The sequence below is a fragment of the Microbacterium sp. B35-30 genome (genome assembly GCF_010634855.1).
In the GTDB taxonomy this organism is placed as follows: Bacteria; Actinomycetota; Actinomycetes; order Actinomycetales; family Microbacteriaceae; genus Microbacterium.
Window position 1 is genome coordinate 45,972 of sequence record NZ_MWLQ01000014.1, and the last position, 15,247, is coordinate 61,218.

The window sequence follows — 15,247 nt, forward strand, 5'->3', positions numbered from 1 at the left end:
TCCGAATGAGATCAGCAAAGCCGCTGACCGCCGCCGCCCTGCTCGCGGCGACAGCGTTCGTCGCCACCGCCTGCGCGGGCGGCCCTGCCCCCGATGCAGAACCCGCGGAAGACATCGATCTGCGCATGACCGTGTGGACCTCGAACGAGGATCACCTCTCCCTGTTCGACTCGATCGCCGACGAATACATGGCCGACCACCCGGAGATCGCGTCCATCACCTTCGATCCGCTGCCCTTCGACGACTACACCTCGACTGTCACGACGCAGCTCGCGGGCGGCAACGCACCCGACCTCGCGTGGATCCTCGAGAACTCGGCGCCGGACTTCGTCTCGAGCGGGGCGCTGGTGCCGCTGAACGACGTCCTCGAGTCGACCGAGGGCTACGAGTTCGACGACCTCTCCCCGAGCGCCACCGCGCTGTGGGAGAGCGAGGGCGAGCTGCTCGCCTACCCCTTCAGCACCTCGCCGTTCGTCGTGTTCGCCAACGATGACCTGCTGGCCCAGGCGGGGCAGCCGGCATCCGCCCAGCTCCTCGCCGACGGCTCGTGGACGTGGGAGGACGTCGATTCCATCGGCGCAGCCGTGCGCGAGGCCACCGGAAAGGCCGGCTTCGTCGTCCGCGACTTCGACTACCTGAACTGGGACTACCTCAGCACCGTCTGGAACGGCTGGGGCGCTGCGCCCTGGACCGAAGACGGTGCGACGTGCACGTTCGCCGACGACGAGATGGTGGAGGCGTTCGAGTTCCTGCACGATGCGGCATTCACGTCGCAGTCCATGCCGGGCCCCGGCACGACGGCGGACTTCTTCGCCGGCGAGGCCGCCTTCACCGTGACACAGATCTCGCGGGCGAACCTGCTCGAAGAGGGCGGCTTCGCCTGGAACCTCCTGCCGCTCCCGGAAGGCCCGGTGGGCGAGTACGCCGTCACCGGCCAGGCGGGTATCGGCGTGATGAGCCAGGGTGAGAACACGCAGGCCGCGGCGGAGTTCCTGGCGTTCTTCACCAACCCCGAGAACGCCGAGAAGCTGGCCGCCTACTTCCCGCCCCCTCGCACGTCGCTGCTGAACGCCGAGACGCTCGCCGCCGCCAACCCCCTCCTGAGCGAGGAGCAGATCGAGTCGGTCGTCGTGCCCGGCATCGAGAACGGCGAGGTGCGCCCCAGCCACACGGACTCGGCCGAGATCGGGCAGCAGGTCCGCGCCTCGCTCGACGACCTGTGGGTGGCGGACGCGGACATTCCCGCCGTCCTCGAGGCGACCTGCTCGGCGATCGATCCCCTCCTGTAGCGGGCGAAGGACGACATGACCGTCACAACGGACGCACTCCCGGGCCGCACCCTGCGGCCCGGGGGTGCCCCCGGCACCGCGCGGCGACCGTGGTTGACATACCAGCGACGCGACGCGCTCACCGGATACCTCTTCATCGCACCGCAGCTCGCCGGCATCGTGCTGTTCGTCCTCGTGCCGCTGGTGCTCGTCTTCTACTACTCGTTCCACGAGTGGAACGTCCTCGCGGGCACCTTCACGTTCGTCGGGCTCGAGAACGTCGAGAAGCTGTTCAGCGATCCCCAGCTCGCGTCGGTGCTGACCGCCACGGGCGTCTTCTCGGTCGGGCTCGTCGTCTTCAATCTGACGCTGGCACTCCTGCTCGCGGTCATGCTCAACCGGCGGTGGCGCGGCATCACCGTCTTCCGCACGATCTTCTTCTCTCCGGTCGTCGTCTCTCTGGTCGCCTGGACGATCGTGTGGGGCTTCCTCCTGCAGGACAACGGCGGCATCAACGGCCTGCTCGCGATGATCGGCATCGACGGACCCAACTGGCTGCGCGAGGGTCCGACGGCGATGCTGAGCGTGATCGTCGTCCAGGTGTTCAAGAACGTCGGCCTCAACATGGTGCTGTTCCTCGCCGCGCTCCAGGGCGTGCCGCGCGAACTGCAGGAGGCTGCACGCGTCGACGGCGCGAACGATCGCCAGATCTTCAGCCGCATCGTGCTTCCTCTCATCTCGCCGACGATCCTGCTCACCCTCATCATCACGATCGTCGGCTCGCTGCAGGTCTACGCGCAGATCGCGGTGCTCACGCAGGGCGGCCCGGGGATCTCCACGACCGTCCTCGTCTACTACCTCGTCCAGCAGGCGTTCGACTTCCACCACTTCGGGTACGGCTCGACGCTCGCGCTCCTGCTGTTCCTGATCGTCCTCGTGCTGACCATCGCCCAGTGGCAGTTGCGCAAGAGATGGGTCTTCTATGAGAACTGACACGGCTCCGACGGCCGAGCCGGCGGCATCCCTCATCCCCAACCTCGATGAACTCGCCGACCGCCCCTCGCGGGCACCCCGGCGGCTGGCGCCGGCCTGGAAGAAGGTGATCTTCTACGGCGCGCTCTGCCTCATCGCCATCCCCTTCGTCTTCCCGACGTGGTGGATGATCACGTCGTCTCTCAAGCCGGTCAACGAGATCTTCGCGTTCCCGCCGTCGCTGTGGCCCGCCGATCCGACCCTCCAGGCCTACGTCGACGCGTTCACCATCCAGCCGTTCGCGAGGCAGTACTTCAACAGCGTCTACATCGCCGTGCTGGTGACGGCCGGCACGATGCTGGTCGCGGCACTCGCCGGCTATGCGTTCGCTCGCATCAAGTTCCCCGGTCAGAACCTGCTGTTCATGGTGGTGCTGGTCGGCCTGCTGATCCCGAGCGAGGTCACGATCGTCCCGCTGTTCCAGATGTTCAACTCGTGGGGCATGGTGAACACCCATTGGCCGCTGCTGCTGGTGACCACGTTCGGCGCACCCAGCGTGCTGGCGACCTTCATCATGCGCCAGTTCTTCCTGACCCTGCCGGTGGAACTGGAAGAAGCAGCCCGCCTGGACGGGCTGGGCCGCTGGTCGATCTGGTGGCGCATCGCGCTCCCGCTCTCGAAGACGGCGCTCGCCGCGGTGGCGATCTTCACCTTCCTGCACGTCTGGAACCTCTACCTCGAGCCCACCGTCTATCTGCTCTCGCCTGAGCTCTTCACCCTTCCGCAGGCGCTCACGCGATACACCGACGCGTACGGCGGCGAGATGTGGAACGTGCAGATGGCTGCCTCGACGATGACGGCACTCCCGGTGCTCATCGTGTTCGTCTTCGCGCAGAAGCAGTTCGTCGAAGGGCTCGCCCAGACGGGGCTCAAGGGCTGATCGCCGCCGTAACCGTGGTGTACCGGCGTCCGCGGCAGACTGCGAACACCGCATCCCGACGAGCCCCCACCGTCCGCGGCGGGGGGCTCGTCGGGCATGCGGTGTCTGCCGGGGCACGAAGGATGGGGACACGCGCGCCGACTCGTCGGTAAACGCTTGCTCGATAAGCCTGCCGAACCGGACACACAGGGCCTAGACTCTGGCCTGTGAGCGACATCATCGCGCCGACCCGAGGCGCCGCCACCCTGCACGACGTCGCCCGTGAGGCAGGAGTCTCGCTGGCCACGGCGTCGCGCGTCCTCAACGGCTCCACCCGCAAGGTCGCCGAGAGCTACCGGGAGCGCGTAGAGGCCGCGGCCGAGAAGCTCGGCTACTCGGCGAACCTCTCCGCTCAGGCCACGGCGCGCGGCACGTCGGCGATCGTCGCGCTGCTGGTCGCCGACATCGCCGACCCCTACTTCGGCCAGCTCGCCTCGGGCGTCGCACGCGGCGCCGACGAAGCGGGGCTCGTCGTCACGATCGCGATCACCGAGCGCGACCCGCAGCGTGAGGTGAAGCTCGTGCGCGCGCTCCGCGGTCAGCGCCCGCGCGGACTCATCCTGGCCGCATCCCGTGTCGAAGGACCGGACGCCGTCGGCCTTCAAGGAGAACTCGACGCCTTCGCCAACATGGGCGGCCGCGTCGTCGTGGTCGGGCCGGGCGGCGGCGATGCGCGATCGGTCGCGGTCGACAACCACGGCGGCGCACGTGCACTCGGCGCCGAGCTCGCCGGACTCGGGTACCGCGAGGCGATCGTGGTCGCGGCGTCCGAGGGCATCCGCACCTCCGACGATCGCCTCGCCGGGTTCACGGAGGGCTTCACCGCAGCCGGCGGTGCCATCCGCGACGTGCGACGGTCGGGGTTCACCCGCGATGCGGGCTACCAGGCCGCATCCGACCTCCTCAGCGGCGACGTCCCCGCCGGCACCCTCATCTTCGGCATCAGCGACGTCGTCGCGATCGGCATCACGTCGGCCGTCCGCGATGCCGGACGCCAGGTCGGCGCCGACATCGCCGTCGCCGGCTTCGACGACATCGCCACGGGGCGCGACATCCGTCCCGGCCTCACGACCGTGCGCGTGCCTCTCGAGGATCTCGGATACCGCGCACTGCAGGCGGCGACCGACCCGGAATGGGAGGCCGCCGAGCCGCAGCTGCCGCTCGAGGTCATCGTGCGAGGCAGCACCCCGCCGCGAGACTGACGGCTCCGCCGGTTCACGGGCGAGATCGCCGCGTGCGCCGAACCGCTCAGGAAACGTTCCCCGGTAGGCTGAGCGCGCCGTGCGACCGAAGGAGTCACGGATGCCTCGACTGCCCCGCGCCGACGGAATGACGCGCGTCACGATCGCCGACGTCGCCGCCCGTGCCGGGGTCTCGCTGTCCACGGTCTCGCGCGCGCTGAACGGCAACCCGACGGTGGATCCGGAACTTGCCGAGCGGGTGAAGGATGCCGCGGCCGCCCTGGACTACACCGCGAGCCCCGTCGCCCGCAGCCTCGTGCTCGGCCGCACGCAGACCGTAGCCGTCATCGTGCCCGACCTCGGCAACCCGACGTTCCAGGCGATCCTGCGCGGCCTGAGCCGGGCCGCGGCGGCCGACGACTACCACGTCCTCGTCGCCGACTCCGCCGAGTCGGTCGAGGAAGAGCGCGTGCTCGCCGGCGCGACCCGGCGGCGCACCGACGGGGTCATCCTGTGCTCCCCGCGCCTGCCGCAGGACGAGCTCGACCGGCTCGTCGGCGGGCTGCGGCCCGTCGTGCTCATCAACCGCACGTCCGGCGAGGTGCCGTCGGTGCGCGCCGATTACGGCGGCGCCCTGGCCGACGAACTCACCCACCTCCACGGCCTCGGCCACCGGCGCATCGTGTTCCTGGCGGGCGCGCCGCGCAGTGTCGCGAACGCCGCCCGGCTCGAGGCGATCGCCGCGTTCGTCGCTGCTCACCCCGAGACCGAGATCTCGGAGATCCCCTGCGGCGTCGACTTCGAAGCCGGTGCCGCTGCCGGCGCCGCCGTGCTCGCATCCGGCGCCACGGCTGCGGTCGCCTTCAACGATCTGGTGGCGATGGGCCTTCTCAGCGCCGTGCAGGCCAGCGGATGCCGCGTCCCCGGCGATCTCTCCATCGTCGGCTTCGACGACATCCCGTTCGCGCAGTACACGACTCCCCCGCTCACCACGGCCGCGGTTCCCGCCGCCGAGCTCGGTGCCCGGGCGTGGGAGCGGATGCGCGAGCTGCTCGAGGGCGCCGAGCCGGGGCATCCGCTCACCGTCCTGCCGAAGCTGACGGTCCGCGGCTCGAGCGGCCCTGCCGGGGCACGCGCCACGTCCGCCGGCGGCTAGGGATCGATCAAGACGGGCTCGTCCGGACACCTGTTCCGGGCACCACGTCGCCGCGGCGTGGTAGTCTGAGAAAACGTTTCCTGAAGGAGTGAGATGAGCCACCGCCGGTACGCCCTCGTCGGTGCGGGACACCGCGCCCAGATGTACGTCGACGCCATCATCGGGCGGTACTCGGACGACGCTGTGCTCGTCGCGATCTGCGAGCCGAACCCGGTCCGCGCGCAGTACTACGTCGACCGCGTCGTCGAGGCGGGCTTCCCGGCGCCGACGGTGTACGGGCCCGACGACCTCGAGGCGATGGTCAGCGCCGAGCGCGTCGACCGCGTGGTGATCTGTGCGCGCGACGACCTGCACGCGCCCCTGATCGTGCGGGCACTGGATGCCGGAGCCGACGTCGTCGTCGAGAAGCCGCTGACCATCGACGGGCCGTCGGCCGCCGCCATCGAGGACGCCATCGACCGCACCGGCCGCGAGGTCGTCATCACCTTCAACTACCGGTATTCGCCGCGCAACTCGGCGCTCCGGCAGGTCATCCAGGACGGCACCATCGGCGACGTCACGAGCGTGGACTTCTCGTGGGTGCTCGACACCAAGCACGGCGCCGACTACTTCCGCCGCTGGCACCGCGAGAAGGAGCACTCGGGCGGCCTGCTGGTGCACAAGGCCAGCCACCACTTCGACCTGGTCAACTGGTGGATCCGCTCGGCACCGCGCCGCGTCTTCGCCTCGGGTGGGCTGCGCTTCTACGGCGCCGGCAACGCCACGGCACGCGGCATCCATGGCCGACCCGCCCGTGGCACCCACGACGGGAGCGATGCCTTCGAACTCGACCTGCGCTCCGACGAGCGCCTCAAGGCGCTGTACCTCGACGCGGAGCAGCACGACGGCTACCTGCGCGACCGCGACGTGTTCGGCGAGGGCATCACGATCGAAGACAACCTCGCCCTCGTCGTCGACTACGCCTCCGGCGCGACCCTGTCGTACTCGCTGAACGCGCACTCGCCCTGGGAGGGCTACCGCGTCGCTGTCAACGGCACGCTCGGGCGCGCCGAGCTCGAGGTGGTCGAGCGCGGCGCCGTGCTCGCCGACGAGGGACTGCACCCGGTGCTCGACCCGTCGGCCGTCGACGCCGGATCGTCGGGGTCGCTGCGCCCCGAGGGCGAGCGACTGATCGTGCAGAAGCACTGGGAGGCCGCCTACGAGGTGCCCATCGTCGCCGCGGGAGAAGGCGGTCACGGCGGCGGCGACGACCTGCTCCTCGCCGATGTGTTCGAAGGCCCCGGCGACGACCCGCTCGCCCGCCCCGCCGACTGGCGTGACGGCGTGCGCTCCATCGCCGTCGGCATCGCCGGCAACCGCTCCCTCGAGACCGGCCTGCCGGTGCAGGTGGCCGAGCTCGGCATCCGCTTCCTCGCCGCCGACGGCGCTCCCGCCGTCGCCGTCCGCGCATGAGCCGCATCGCCGTCACCGGCGGCGCCGGACGCCTCGGTCGCAGCCTCGTCGCCGGACTGGCCGGCGCCGGCCACGAGCTGGTGTCGCTCGACCGGGCCGTCTCCGAGGCCGCCGAGCTGGCGAACGTCGAGCAGGTCGCCGTGGATCTGACGGATCCGGATGCCGCGTCCCGCGCGATCACGGATGCCCGGGCCGACGCGCTGATCCATCTCGCGGCCATTGCGGTGCCGTTCAGCGCACCCGAAGACGTGATCCTCCGCACCAACGCGGCCCTCGCCTTGAACGTGATGTCGGCGGGCGTCGCGGCGGGTGTCGCGAAGATCGTGGCGGCGTCGAGCCCGACCGTCCTCGGCTACGGCGCGCCGAGAGGATGGCTGCCCGACCGCTTCCCGCTCGACGAGGAGACGGCGCCGAAGCCGTGGAACGCCTACGCGCTGTCGAAGCACCTCGCAGAGCAGACCGTCGCGATGCTCGCGCGCCAGACCGGCGACGCGACGCGGTTCGCGGCCTTCCGCCCCTGCTACGTCATCGCGCCCGAGGAGTGGGACGGCGCACCCACCCAGCAGGGCCACACGGTGGCCGAACGCCTCGACGACCCTGCGCTGTCGGCGCCCGCCCTGTTCAACTACGTCGACGCGCGGGATGTCGCGACCTTCATCGACACCCTCCTGTTGGCGCTGCCCGAAATCCCGAACGCCGAGGTGTTCTTCGTCGGCGCCGACGACGCACTGGCCCGCCGCCCGCTCGCCGAGCTGCTGCCGCAGTTCGTGCCGGGCACCGCTGAACTCGCCGCGGAATTGACCGGCACCGCGCCGGCGTTCTCCAATGCGAAGGCCCGCCGCGTGCTCGGCTGGCGCCCGGCCCACACCTGGCGCGGCGAGTTGGGTGAACCCCTGCCCGCCTCCGACGCGTTTGGACTCGCTCGTTCCTCGCTCGCTCAACGACCGGGTGGGGACGTCGACTCCCGGCCGTTGAGCGAGCTTGCGAGTCGAAACGCCCCGGACGCGGACCCCGCCTCAACCCGAAAGGACGTGCTGGCGTGAACTTCGACGGCATCCTCTTCTTCCCCGTCACCCCGTTCGACGCCGACGACCGCGTCGACGAAGACCTGCTGCGGCAGCACCTCGACACAACGCTCGCGCACGCCCCCGGCGGCGTGTTCCCCGCGTGCGGCACGGGCGAGTTCCATGCCCTCTCCACCGAGGAGGCCACGCGCGTCGTGCAGGTGGCGACCGAGACGGTCGCGGGCCGCGTGCCCGTCGTCGCCGGCACCGGCGGGCCCCTCGGCCACGCCAAGACGCTCGCCCGGGCAGCCGCAGACGCCGGCGCCGACGCACTGCTGGTGCTGCCGCCATACCTGGTCGGCGGTCCCCAGGCGGGACTCGTCGCCTACGTGGAAGCGGTGGCTGCGGCATCCGATCTTCCCGTCGTGATCTACCACCGCGGCACCGCGCAGTATTCGGTCGACTCGGTGCGCCGGCTCGCGCAGAACCCCAAGGTCGTCGGCTTCAAGGACGGCGTGGGCGACGTCGGTCTCGCCCAGCAGATCGTGCGCGCCGTCGCCGCCGAGGGACGCGACGACTTCGCGTTCTTCAACGGCCTCCTCACTGCGGAGCTGACGCAGGGCGCGTACCGCGGCATCGGCATCCCGCTGTACTCGTCGGCGGCGTTCGCGATGATCCCCGAGGTCGCGGGCGCCTACTACCGGGCGTACGTCGACGGCGACGAGGTGCGCCGCGCGGCGCTGCTCGACGGCTTCTACTCACCGCTCGTGAAGCTGCGGGACGAGACCCCGGGCTTCGGCGTCTCGCTGATCAAGACGGGCCTGCGGCTCGGCGGCCTGCCGGTCGGCTCGGTGCGTGCGCCGCTGGTCGACCCGACTCCGGCGCAGGAAGAGCGCCTCGCCGAGATCCTCGAGGCCGGGCGGGCGCTGCTGTCATGACGAACCCTGCGGAGGCCGGCGTGGTGGCGGACGCCTCGTCCACGGCCGCGCTCGGCGCGGGCGCGGCGTCGTTCGACGCGGCGCCGACGATCGCCGCTTTCGACGCGCGGCTGCTCCGCGTGCCGCTCACGCGCCCGTGGGGCGCCGACGTCACGACGATCGGCGTCATCGCGACGCACGTCGTCCGGTCGGACGGCGCGGAGGGCTGGGGCTTCTCCTGGACGCCGCAGATCGGCGCCGAGGCGGTACACGCCCTGCTCGCGAACGACATCACCGCCTTCGCCGTCGGCCGGCCGGCCGACCCCGGCTCGGAGTGGCTCTCGCTCTGGCAGCACCTCCACGAGGCCGGTGGCGGCGGGATCACCACCATCGCCATGGCCGGGCTCAATCTCGCACTGTGGGACGCGGCGGTGAGGGATGCCGGAACCTCGCTCACCGGCTTCCTCGGCGCCCAGCGCGAGAGCGTCCGGGCCTACGGCTCGGGCGTGAACCTCCACTACACGCCGGACGAACTGGTCGCCCAGGTGCGGCGCTGGGTCGCCGCCGGGTTCGACGCGGTCAAGGTCAAGGTCGGAAAGCCCGACGTCGCCGAGGACCTCGACCGCATGCGCGCCGTCCGCGAGGTGCTCGGCCCCGATCGCGCGCTCATGATCGACGCGAACCAGCGCTGGGAACTCGACCGCGCCACGGCGTCGCTCGAGGTGCTCGCCGAGGTGTCGCCGGCATGGATCGAGGAGCCGCTGCGCGCCGACGATCTGTACGGGCACATCGAGCTCTCGAAGCGGCTCGGCGCGTCGAGCCGGATCCCGATCGCGGTCGGCGAGAACCTGCACAACGTCTTCCGGTTCGACGACTTCCTCCGCACCGGCGCCGCGCAGATCGTGCAGCCCAACATCGTGCGCGTCGGCGGCATCACACCGTTCCTGGGCATCGCGGCGATCGCCGCCGAGCACGGCGCCGCGGTGCACCCCCATCTGCTGCCCGAGCTGTCGGGCCAGCTCGCCCTGTGCCTGCGCGCCGTGCCCGGCGTCCCCGAGCCGATGACCGAGGACGTCGAGGACGCCGGCTTCGGCTCGCTCGGCGCTCTCGTCGACGATTCGCCCGTGCGCATCGCGGACGGCATACTCACCGAGGTCGACCACGCCGGTCTCGGCATCCGCTTCTCATGACCGAATTGCGAGCCTCCGGAGGACTCTCATGACCACCGCCATCACCACCACCTCAGCCACCGAACTCGACGCTCTCGCCGCTGCCGCCGCCGCGGCGGCCCCCGTGTGGCGGGCAGCGGATGCCGCGACCCGCGCGTCGTGGCTGCGTGCAGCGGCCGACGCGCTCGACGCGCACACCGACGAGCTCGTCGCGATCGCCGATGAGGAGACCCGCCTCGGCGAGACCCGCCTGCGCGGCGAGGTCGGACGCACCACGGGCCAGCTGCGCCTCTTCGCGAGCGTGGTAGAGGAGGGCTCGTACCTCGAGCTCACCGTCGATGACGCCGACGCATCGGCCGCCCCGCCGCGTCCCGAGCTGCGCCGCATGCTCGTCGGTGTCGGCCCGGTCGCGGTGTTCTCGGCCTCGAACTTCCCATTCGCGTTCTCGGTCGCCGGTGGCGACACCGCGTCGGCGCTCGCGGCCGGCAACCCGGTCATCGTCAAGGCGCACTCGGGGCACCCCCGCCTGTCGGAGCGCACGGCCGCGATCGTCTCTTCCGCGCTCGTGGCGGCCGGTGCGCCCGAGGGTTCGCTGGCGCTCGTCGAAGGCCGTGAGGCAGGCAACGCGCTGGTGCAGCATCCGGTGATCCAGGCTGCCGGTTTCACCGGCTCGCTCACGGGCGGCCGCGCCCTCTTCGACCTCGCGGCGGGGCGCCACGACCCCATCCCGTTCTACGGCGAGCTCGGCTCGGTCAACCCCGTCGTGATCACCTCGACGGCGGCCGCCGCGCGCGGCGAGGCGCTCGCGCAGGGTCTCGTCGGATCGTTCACGCTCGGCGTCGGACAGTTCTGCACCAAGCCCGGCGTGGTGTTCGTGCCCGCCGGCGCGGGCTTCGAAGAGCTCGTCGCCGGCTTCGCTTCCGGAGCCGCCGGCGGACCACTTCTCACCGACCGCATCACCGACGCCTTCCCGGCCGGCATCGAGCACCTGGAGTCCGACCCGTCGGTGTCGGTCGTCGCGCACGGGCTTCCCGTCGAGGCGGGAGCGGCGCAGCCTGTGGTGCTGACGACGGATGCCGCAGCCGTCGCCGCGCGCCCCGAAACGCTGCTCGAGGAATGCTTCGGCCCCGTCACGCTGCTGGTGCGCTATTCGTCGGCCGAGGAGTTGCAGGCCGCCCTCGAGGCGGTGCCCGGGTCGCTCACCGCGACCCTGCACTCGGAGCCCTCCGACGAGGTGGCGGACGTGCTCGAGGTGCTCACCCGCAAGGCCGGCCGCGTGCTCTTCGCGGGCTGGCCGACCGGCGTCGCGGTGACCTGGTCGCAGCAGCACGGCGGCCCCTGGCCCGCGACGACGTCGCTGCACACGTCGGTCGGTGCCACGGCGATCCGCCGCTTCCTCCGGCCGGTCGTGTTCCAGGACGCACCCGAGGCGCTCCTGCCGCCGGTGCTCCGCGACGAGTCCCTCGAGCGCCTGCCGCACCGCCGCAACGGCGTGCTGCGAGCCCCGTGACCGGGCGGTCCTGACCCGGTCGCTCTCCGAGCCTGTCGTAGGGCGTCCAGGGAGCGGGCTGGCGCTTCTGGACCGCCAGACCCGTTTCGTCTCCCTCGTTCCTCGCTCGCTCAACGACCGGAACCAGCGGAGCGCGTGGAAATCCGGACGCGATCCGTCTCCCGGCGCCAAGGACCGGAGACGCGGAGTACCGGGACTGCGGACGCCGTCGATCTCGCTCGCAACACGCGTGATTCCGGTCGTTGAGCGGAGGGCGCTCTAGCGCCCGCAGACGAAACGCCTCGAACCGCCGCGAAGCCCTGGCTCGGATGCGAGTCAGCGGTCGGAGACGGCCCGCGCGAGCTGCGCGCCTGCCTTTTCGAGCCAGTGCCCGGCATCGGCCATCGCCGCCACACCGGAGCCGGCGAGCTCCGTGAGCGACGCGGTCGCCGCGAAGCCTGCGACATCGGCGTCCGCTGTGATCCGCCCCGCGACCAGCGCGACCGGCACGCCCGCCGACGCGGCGATCGCCGCCACGTGGGCCGGGACCTTGCCGGCGGCCGACTGGCCGTCGTACGACCCCTCCCCCGTGACCACCGCAGCGGCGTCCGCCACCGCCGCGGCGAGACCCACGAGGTCCGCGACCGCAGCCGACCCGGGCACGAGCGTCGCGCCCCACGCCAGCAGGCCGAACCCGGTGCCGCCGGCCGCGCCGGCGCCCGCGGCATCCGGATCCGTGCCGGCGAATGCGGCCAGCCCTGCGAGCCGCGCCAGCCCCGCGTCGAGCGCGGCGATGTCTTCTGCCGCCGCACCCTTCTGCGGGCCGAACACCGCCGCCGCGCCCCGCACGCCGAGGAGCGGGTTCGTCACGTCGCTGAGCACCGTCGCACCGTGGGACGGGAGCGGCGCGAGTCCTGACAGGTCCGCCGATGCCACCGCGGCGAGGCCCCGGGCGCCGTCAGCGATCGGCGAGGCGGCGGCATCCGTGAATCGCGCCCCCAGCGCCGTGAGCATGCCCGTGCCGCCGTCGGTCGACGAGCTCGACCCGATGCCCAGCACGAGCCGCGACACCCCGTGGGCGAGGGCGTCGGCGATCGCCTCGCCGAAGCCGCGCGTGTGCGCGTCGAAGGCCCGGAGGCGGGGCGGGGTGCCGAGCAGCTCGATGCCGCTGGTGTTCGCGAGCTCGACGACGCCGGTTCCGCGGGGCGCGTCAGGGCTCGGCGGGAGGAGGACCCAGGATGCCGCCACCGCCGTGCCCTCCGGACCGGTCACCGTCACCGGCATCCGGCGCGCGCCCGGCACGGCCGCGGCGAACGCGTCGACCGTGCCCTCTCCGCCGTCCGCCATCGGCAGCGGCCGCACGTGGTCGGAGGGATGTTCGGCACGCCACCCGGCGGCGAGGGCCGCGGCCGCGGCCGCGGCTCCGATCGTCCCTTTGAACGAGTCGGGCGCGATCACGACGGTGCGGGTCATGGCGTCATTCTCCTCGGGAGTGCGGGCGCGTCACCCGCGCGGGCGACGACCGGGCGGAGACATTCGTGCGGGAAAGCGTTATCCTGCCGATCATGGTATCCATGGACTCAGCGGAAACCCAGCCCGAGCGCCCTCGTGCGACGATCGCCACCGGCACCGGCCGCTACGCCGATCCGTGGCATCCGTTCCCCGAGACGTCCGCGTGCATCGCCGCAGCCCTGCGGGACGACGGCTGGGACGTCACGGTCGACGACGACGTCGACCACGCCCTGGCTCACCTCGACGGCGTAGACCTGCTCGTCGTCAACGCCGGCGACCCCTGGCGCCACGGAGACGTCGAGCTCGAGCACTTCGCCGACCCCGCCGCGGACGCGGGACTGACGGCCGCGATCGCCCGCGGCATCGGCATCGTCGCCGTGCACGCGTCGCTGTCGACGCTGCGCGACCATCCCGCCTGGCGGGAGGCCATCGGCGGCGAGTGGGAACCCGGACGCTCCTGGCACCCTCCCATCGCCGACGCGCACGTGCGGGTCGTCGACGCCGATCACCCTGTGACGGAGGGGATGCCGGGGATCGACGTGTTCGACGAGCGCTACAGCGACCTCGCCGTCGACGACGGGGCCCGCGTGCTCGCCGAGCACGACGTCGACGGCACCGCCCACGCGGCGGTGTGGGTGCGGGAGCAGCCGACCCGCGCGGTCGTGTCGTCGCTCGGTCACGACGCGCGCGCGTACGACTCCCCCGAGCACGTCGCGCTGATCCAGCGCGCGGCGCGCTGGGCCGCGCGCGTCTGACGCCTCTGGACTCGACAGGTCAACCGCGCTTCCACAGGAGGCTGGATCGATTCAGCCTCCTGTGGAAGGCCGGTTGACCTGTCGGAACGCGGGCCGCGGCATCCGCCTCTCGGCTGACGCCTGCCCCCGACGCCGGACGTCCTCGACAGAACCCCGGCCGCGGCATCCGTCGCACGCCTGACGCCCTGCCCCCGACGCCGGACACCCCCAACAGGTCAACCGCGCTTCCACAGGAGAGTGAAAGGAATCAACCTCCTGTGGAAGGCCGGTTGACCTGTCGGAACGCGGGCCGCGGCATCCGTCCCGCCTCGTCACCCGACAGGGACGCCACACCGGAGCGGGCAGAATGGGATGCGGCGCCGCTCGGCGACCCGAACCCCACGGAGTGACATGACCTGGCTCGTGACCGGAGGCGCCGGCTACATCGGCGCCCACATCGTCCGCGCTCTCGCCGGCGCGGGGCTGACGCCCGTCGTCATCGACGATCTCTCGAGCGGACACGCGACGTTCGTGCCCGACGACGTGGCGTTCGTGCGCGGCTCGATCCTCGACCGCGACCTCGTCGAGCGGGCGCTCCGCGAGCACTCGGTCGACGGGGTCATCCACCTCGCCGGGTTCAAGTACGCCGGTGTCTCGGTGCAGCGCCCGCTGCACACCTACGCGCAGAACGTCGAGGGCACGCGTGTGCTGCTCGAGGCCATGCAGGCGGCGGATGTCGCGAACCTCGTCTTCTCGTCGTCGGCGGCCGTCTACGGCACGCCCGACGTGCCGCTCGTGACGGAGGACCTGCCCAAGCGTCCCGCGTCGCCGTACGGCGAGTCCAAGCTCATCGGCGAGTGGCTCATCCGCGACCAGGCGATCGCGACCGCCGCGTCGGAGCAAGCCCTCCGCTACACGGCGCTGCGCTACTTCAATGTCGTCGGCTCCGGCGACCCCAGCGTCTACGACACCAGCCCGCACAACCTGTTCCCGCTCGTCTTCGAGGCGCTGATCGAGGGACGCACGCCCCGCATCAACGGCGACGACTACGACACTCCGGACGGCACCAACGTGCGCGACTACGTGCACGTCGCCGACATCGCGGCGGCCCATGTCGCGGCGGCGCAGCGGCTCCTCGCGAACCGGCCGATCGAGCCCGCGTACAACCTCGGCTCGCAGAACGGGCTGAGCGTGCGCGAGATCATGGACGCGATGGCACGCGTGACCGGCGTCGACTTCACGCCCGAGATCGCCCCGCGCCGCGCCGGCGATCCCGACCGCATCGTCGCCACCGGCGAGCTCGCCGCGCGCGACCTCGACTGGCAGAACCGGTACACGGTGGACGAGATGGTCCGCTCGGGCTGGGAGGCCCGCCGGGCCGCCGGCTGACCCGGGCGGTCGCCCCTCGCCGAGG

Annotated in this window: 13 protein-coding genes; 12 read left to right on the top strand and 1 reads right to left on the bottom strand. The window is 71.8% G+C overall.

What is annotated here, in order from left to right:
* Positions 1-5 precede the first annotated feature (5 nt).
* The 10 genes from B2K11_RS07885 to B2K11_RS07930 all read left to right on the top strand — a co-directional run bounded on the left by B2K11_RS07885 (position 6) and on the right by B2K11_RS07930 (position 11,608).
* Entirely contained in the window at positions 6-1,289 is a 1,284-nt protein-coding gene (locus tag B2K11_RS07885) for a sugar ABC transporter substrate-binding protein (protein WP_163617723.1), read from the top strand.
* A 15-nt stretch (positions 1,290-1,304) separates the two neighbouring features.
* Positions 1,305-2,261 carry a sugar ABC transporter permease gene (locus tag B2K11_RS07890; protein WP_163617724.1) on the top strand — a complete coding sequence of 319 codons (957 nt, stop codon included), beginning with the start codon at positions 1,305-1,307 and terminating at the stop codon, positions 2,259-2,261.
* Positions 2,251-3,180, top strand: coding sequence for a carbohydrate ABC transporter permease (locus tag B2K11_RS07895; RefSeq protein ID WP_163617725.1), 930 nt, complete (start codon positions 2,251-2,253; stop codon positions 3,178-3,180). The genes B2K11_RS07890 and B2K11_RS07895 overlap by 11 nt, the downstream gene beginning before the upstream one ends.
* Positions 3,181-3,386: 206 nt before the next feature.
* Complete coding sequence (locus B2K11_RS07900; RefSeq protein ID WP_163617726.1) at positions 3,387-4,421, top strand: LacI family DNA-binding transcriptional regulator; 1,035 nt, start codon at positions 3,387-3,389, stop codon at positions 4,419-4,421.
* 100 nt (positions 4,422-4,521) lie between these two features.
* The gene (locus B2K11_RS07905) at positions 4,522-5,556 is read left to right on the top strand and encodes a LacI family DNA-binding transcriptional regulator (RefSeq protein ID WP_239525849.1); all 1,035 of its coding nucleotides are present in this window, start codon (positions 4,522-4,524) and stop codon (positions 5,554-5,556) included.
* Positions 5,557-5,649: 93 nt separating this feature from the next.
* Positions 5,650-7,008 carry a Gfo/Idh/MocA family oxidoreductase gene (locus tag B2K11_RS07910; protein ID WP_163617727.1) on the top strand — a complete coding sequence of 453 codons (1,359 nt, stop codon included), beginning with the start codon at positions 5,650-5,652 and terminating at the stop codon, positions 7,006-7,008.
* Positions 7,005-8,051 (top strand): NAD(P)-dependent oxidoreductase, encoded by a 1,047-nt coding sequence (locus B2K11_RS07915; protein ID WP_163617728.1) that lies wholly within the window; start codon positions 7,005-7,007, stop codon positions 8,049-8,051. Before B2K11_RS07910 ends, B2K11_RS07915 begins: the two co-directional genes overlap by 4 nt.
* Positions 8,048-8,950, top strand: coding sequence for a 5-dehydro-4-deoxyglucarate dehydratase (locus B2K11_RS07920; protein WP_163617729.1), 903 nt, complete (start codon positions 8,048-8,050; stop codon positions 8,948-8,950). The genes B2K11_RS07915 and B2K11_RS07920 overlap by 4 nt, the downstream gene beginning before the upstream one ends.
* Positions 8,947-10,119 (top strand): mandelate racemase/muconate lactonizing enzyme family protein, encoded by a 1,173-nt coding sequence (locus B2K11_RS07925; RefSeq protein WP_163617730.1) that lies wholly within the window; start codon positions 8,947-8,949, stop codon positions 10,117-10,119. Before B2K11_RS07920 ends, B2K11_RS07925 begins: the two co-directional genes overlap by 4 nt.
* 28 nt (positions 10,120-10,147) lie before the next feature.
* Entirely contained in the window at positions 10,148-11,608 is a 1,461-nt protein-coding gene (locus B2K11_RS07930; protein ID WP_163617731.1) for an aldehyde dehydrogenase (NADP(+)), read from the top strand.
* A gap of 315 nt (positions 11,609-11,923) precedes the next feature.
* Here B2K11_RS07930 and B2K11_RS07935 read toward each other — a convergent pair whose 3' ends face one another.
* On the bottom strand, positions 11,924-13,060 hold the full coding sequence (locus B2K11_RS07935; RefSeq protein WP_163617732.1) for a glycerate kinase: 1,137 nt from the start codon (positions 13,058-13,060) through the stop codon (positions 11,924-11,926).
* A 101-nt stretch (positions 13,061-13,161) separates the two neighbouring features.
* Between B2K11_RS07935 and B2K11_RS07940 the strand changes: the two genes are divergently transcribed.
* Both B2K11_RS07940 and galE read left to right on the top strand, forming a co-directional pair.
* Complete coding sequence (locus B2K11_RS07940; RefSeq protein WP_163617733.1) at positions 13,162-13,854, top strand: ThuA domain-containing protein; 693 nt, start codon at positions 13,162-13,164, stop codon at positions 13,852-13,854.
* A gap of 390 nt (positions 13,855-14,244) precedes the next feature.
* Positions 14,245-15,222, top strand: coding sequence for a UDP-glucose 4-epimerase GalE (gene galE, locus B2K11_RS07945; protein ID WP_163617734.1), 978 nt, complete (start codon positions 14,245-14,247; stop codon positions 15,220-15,222).
* Positions 15,223-15,247 lie beyond the last annotated feature (25 nt).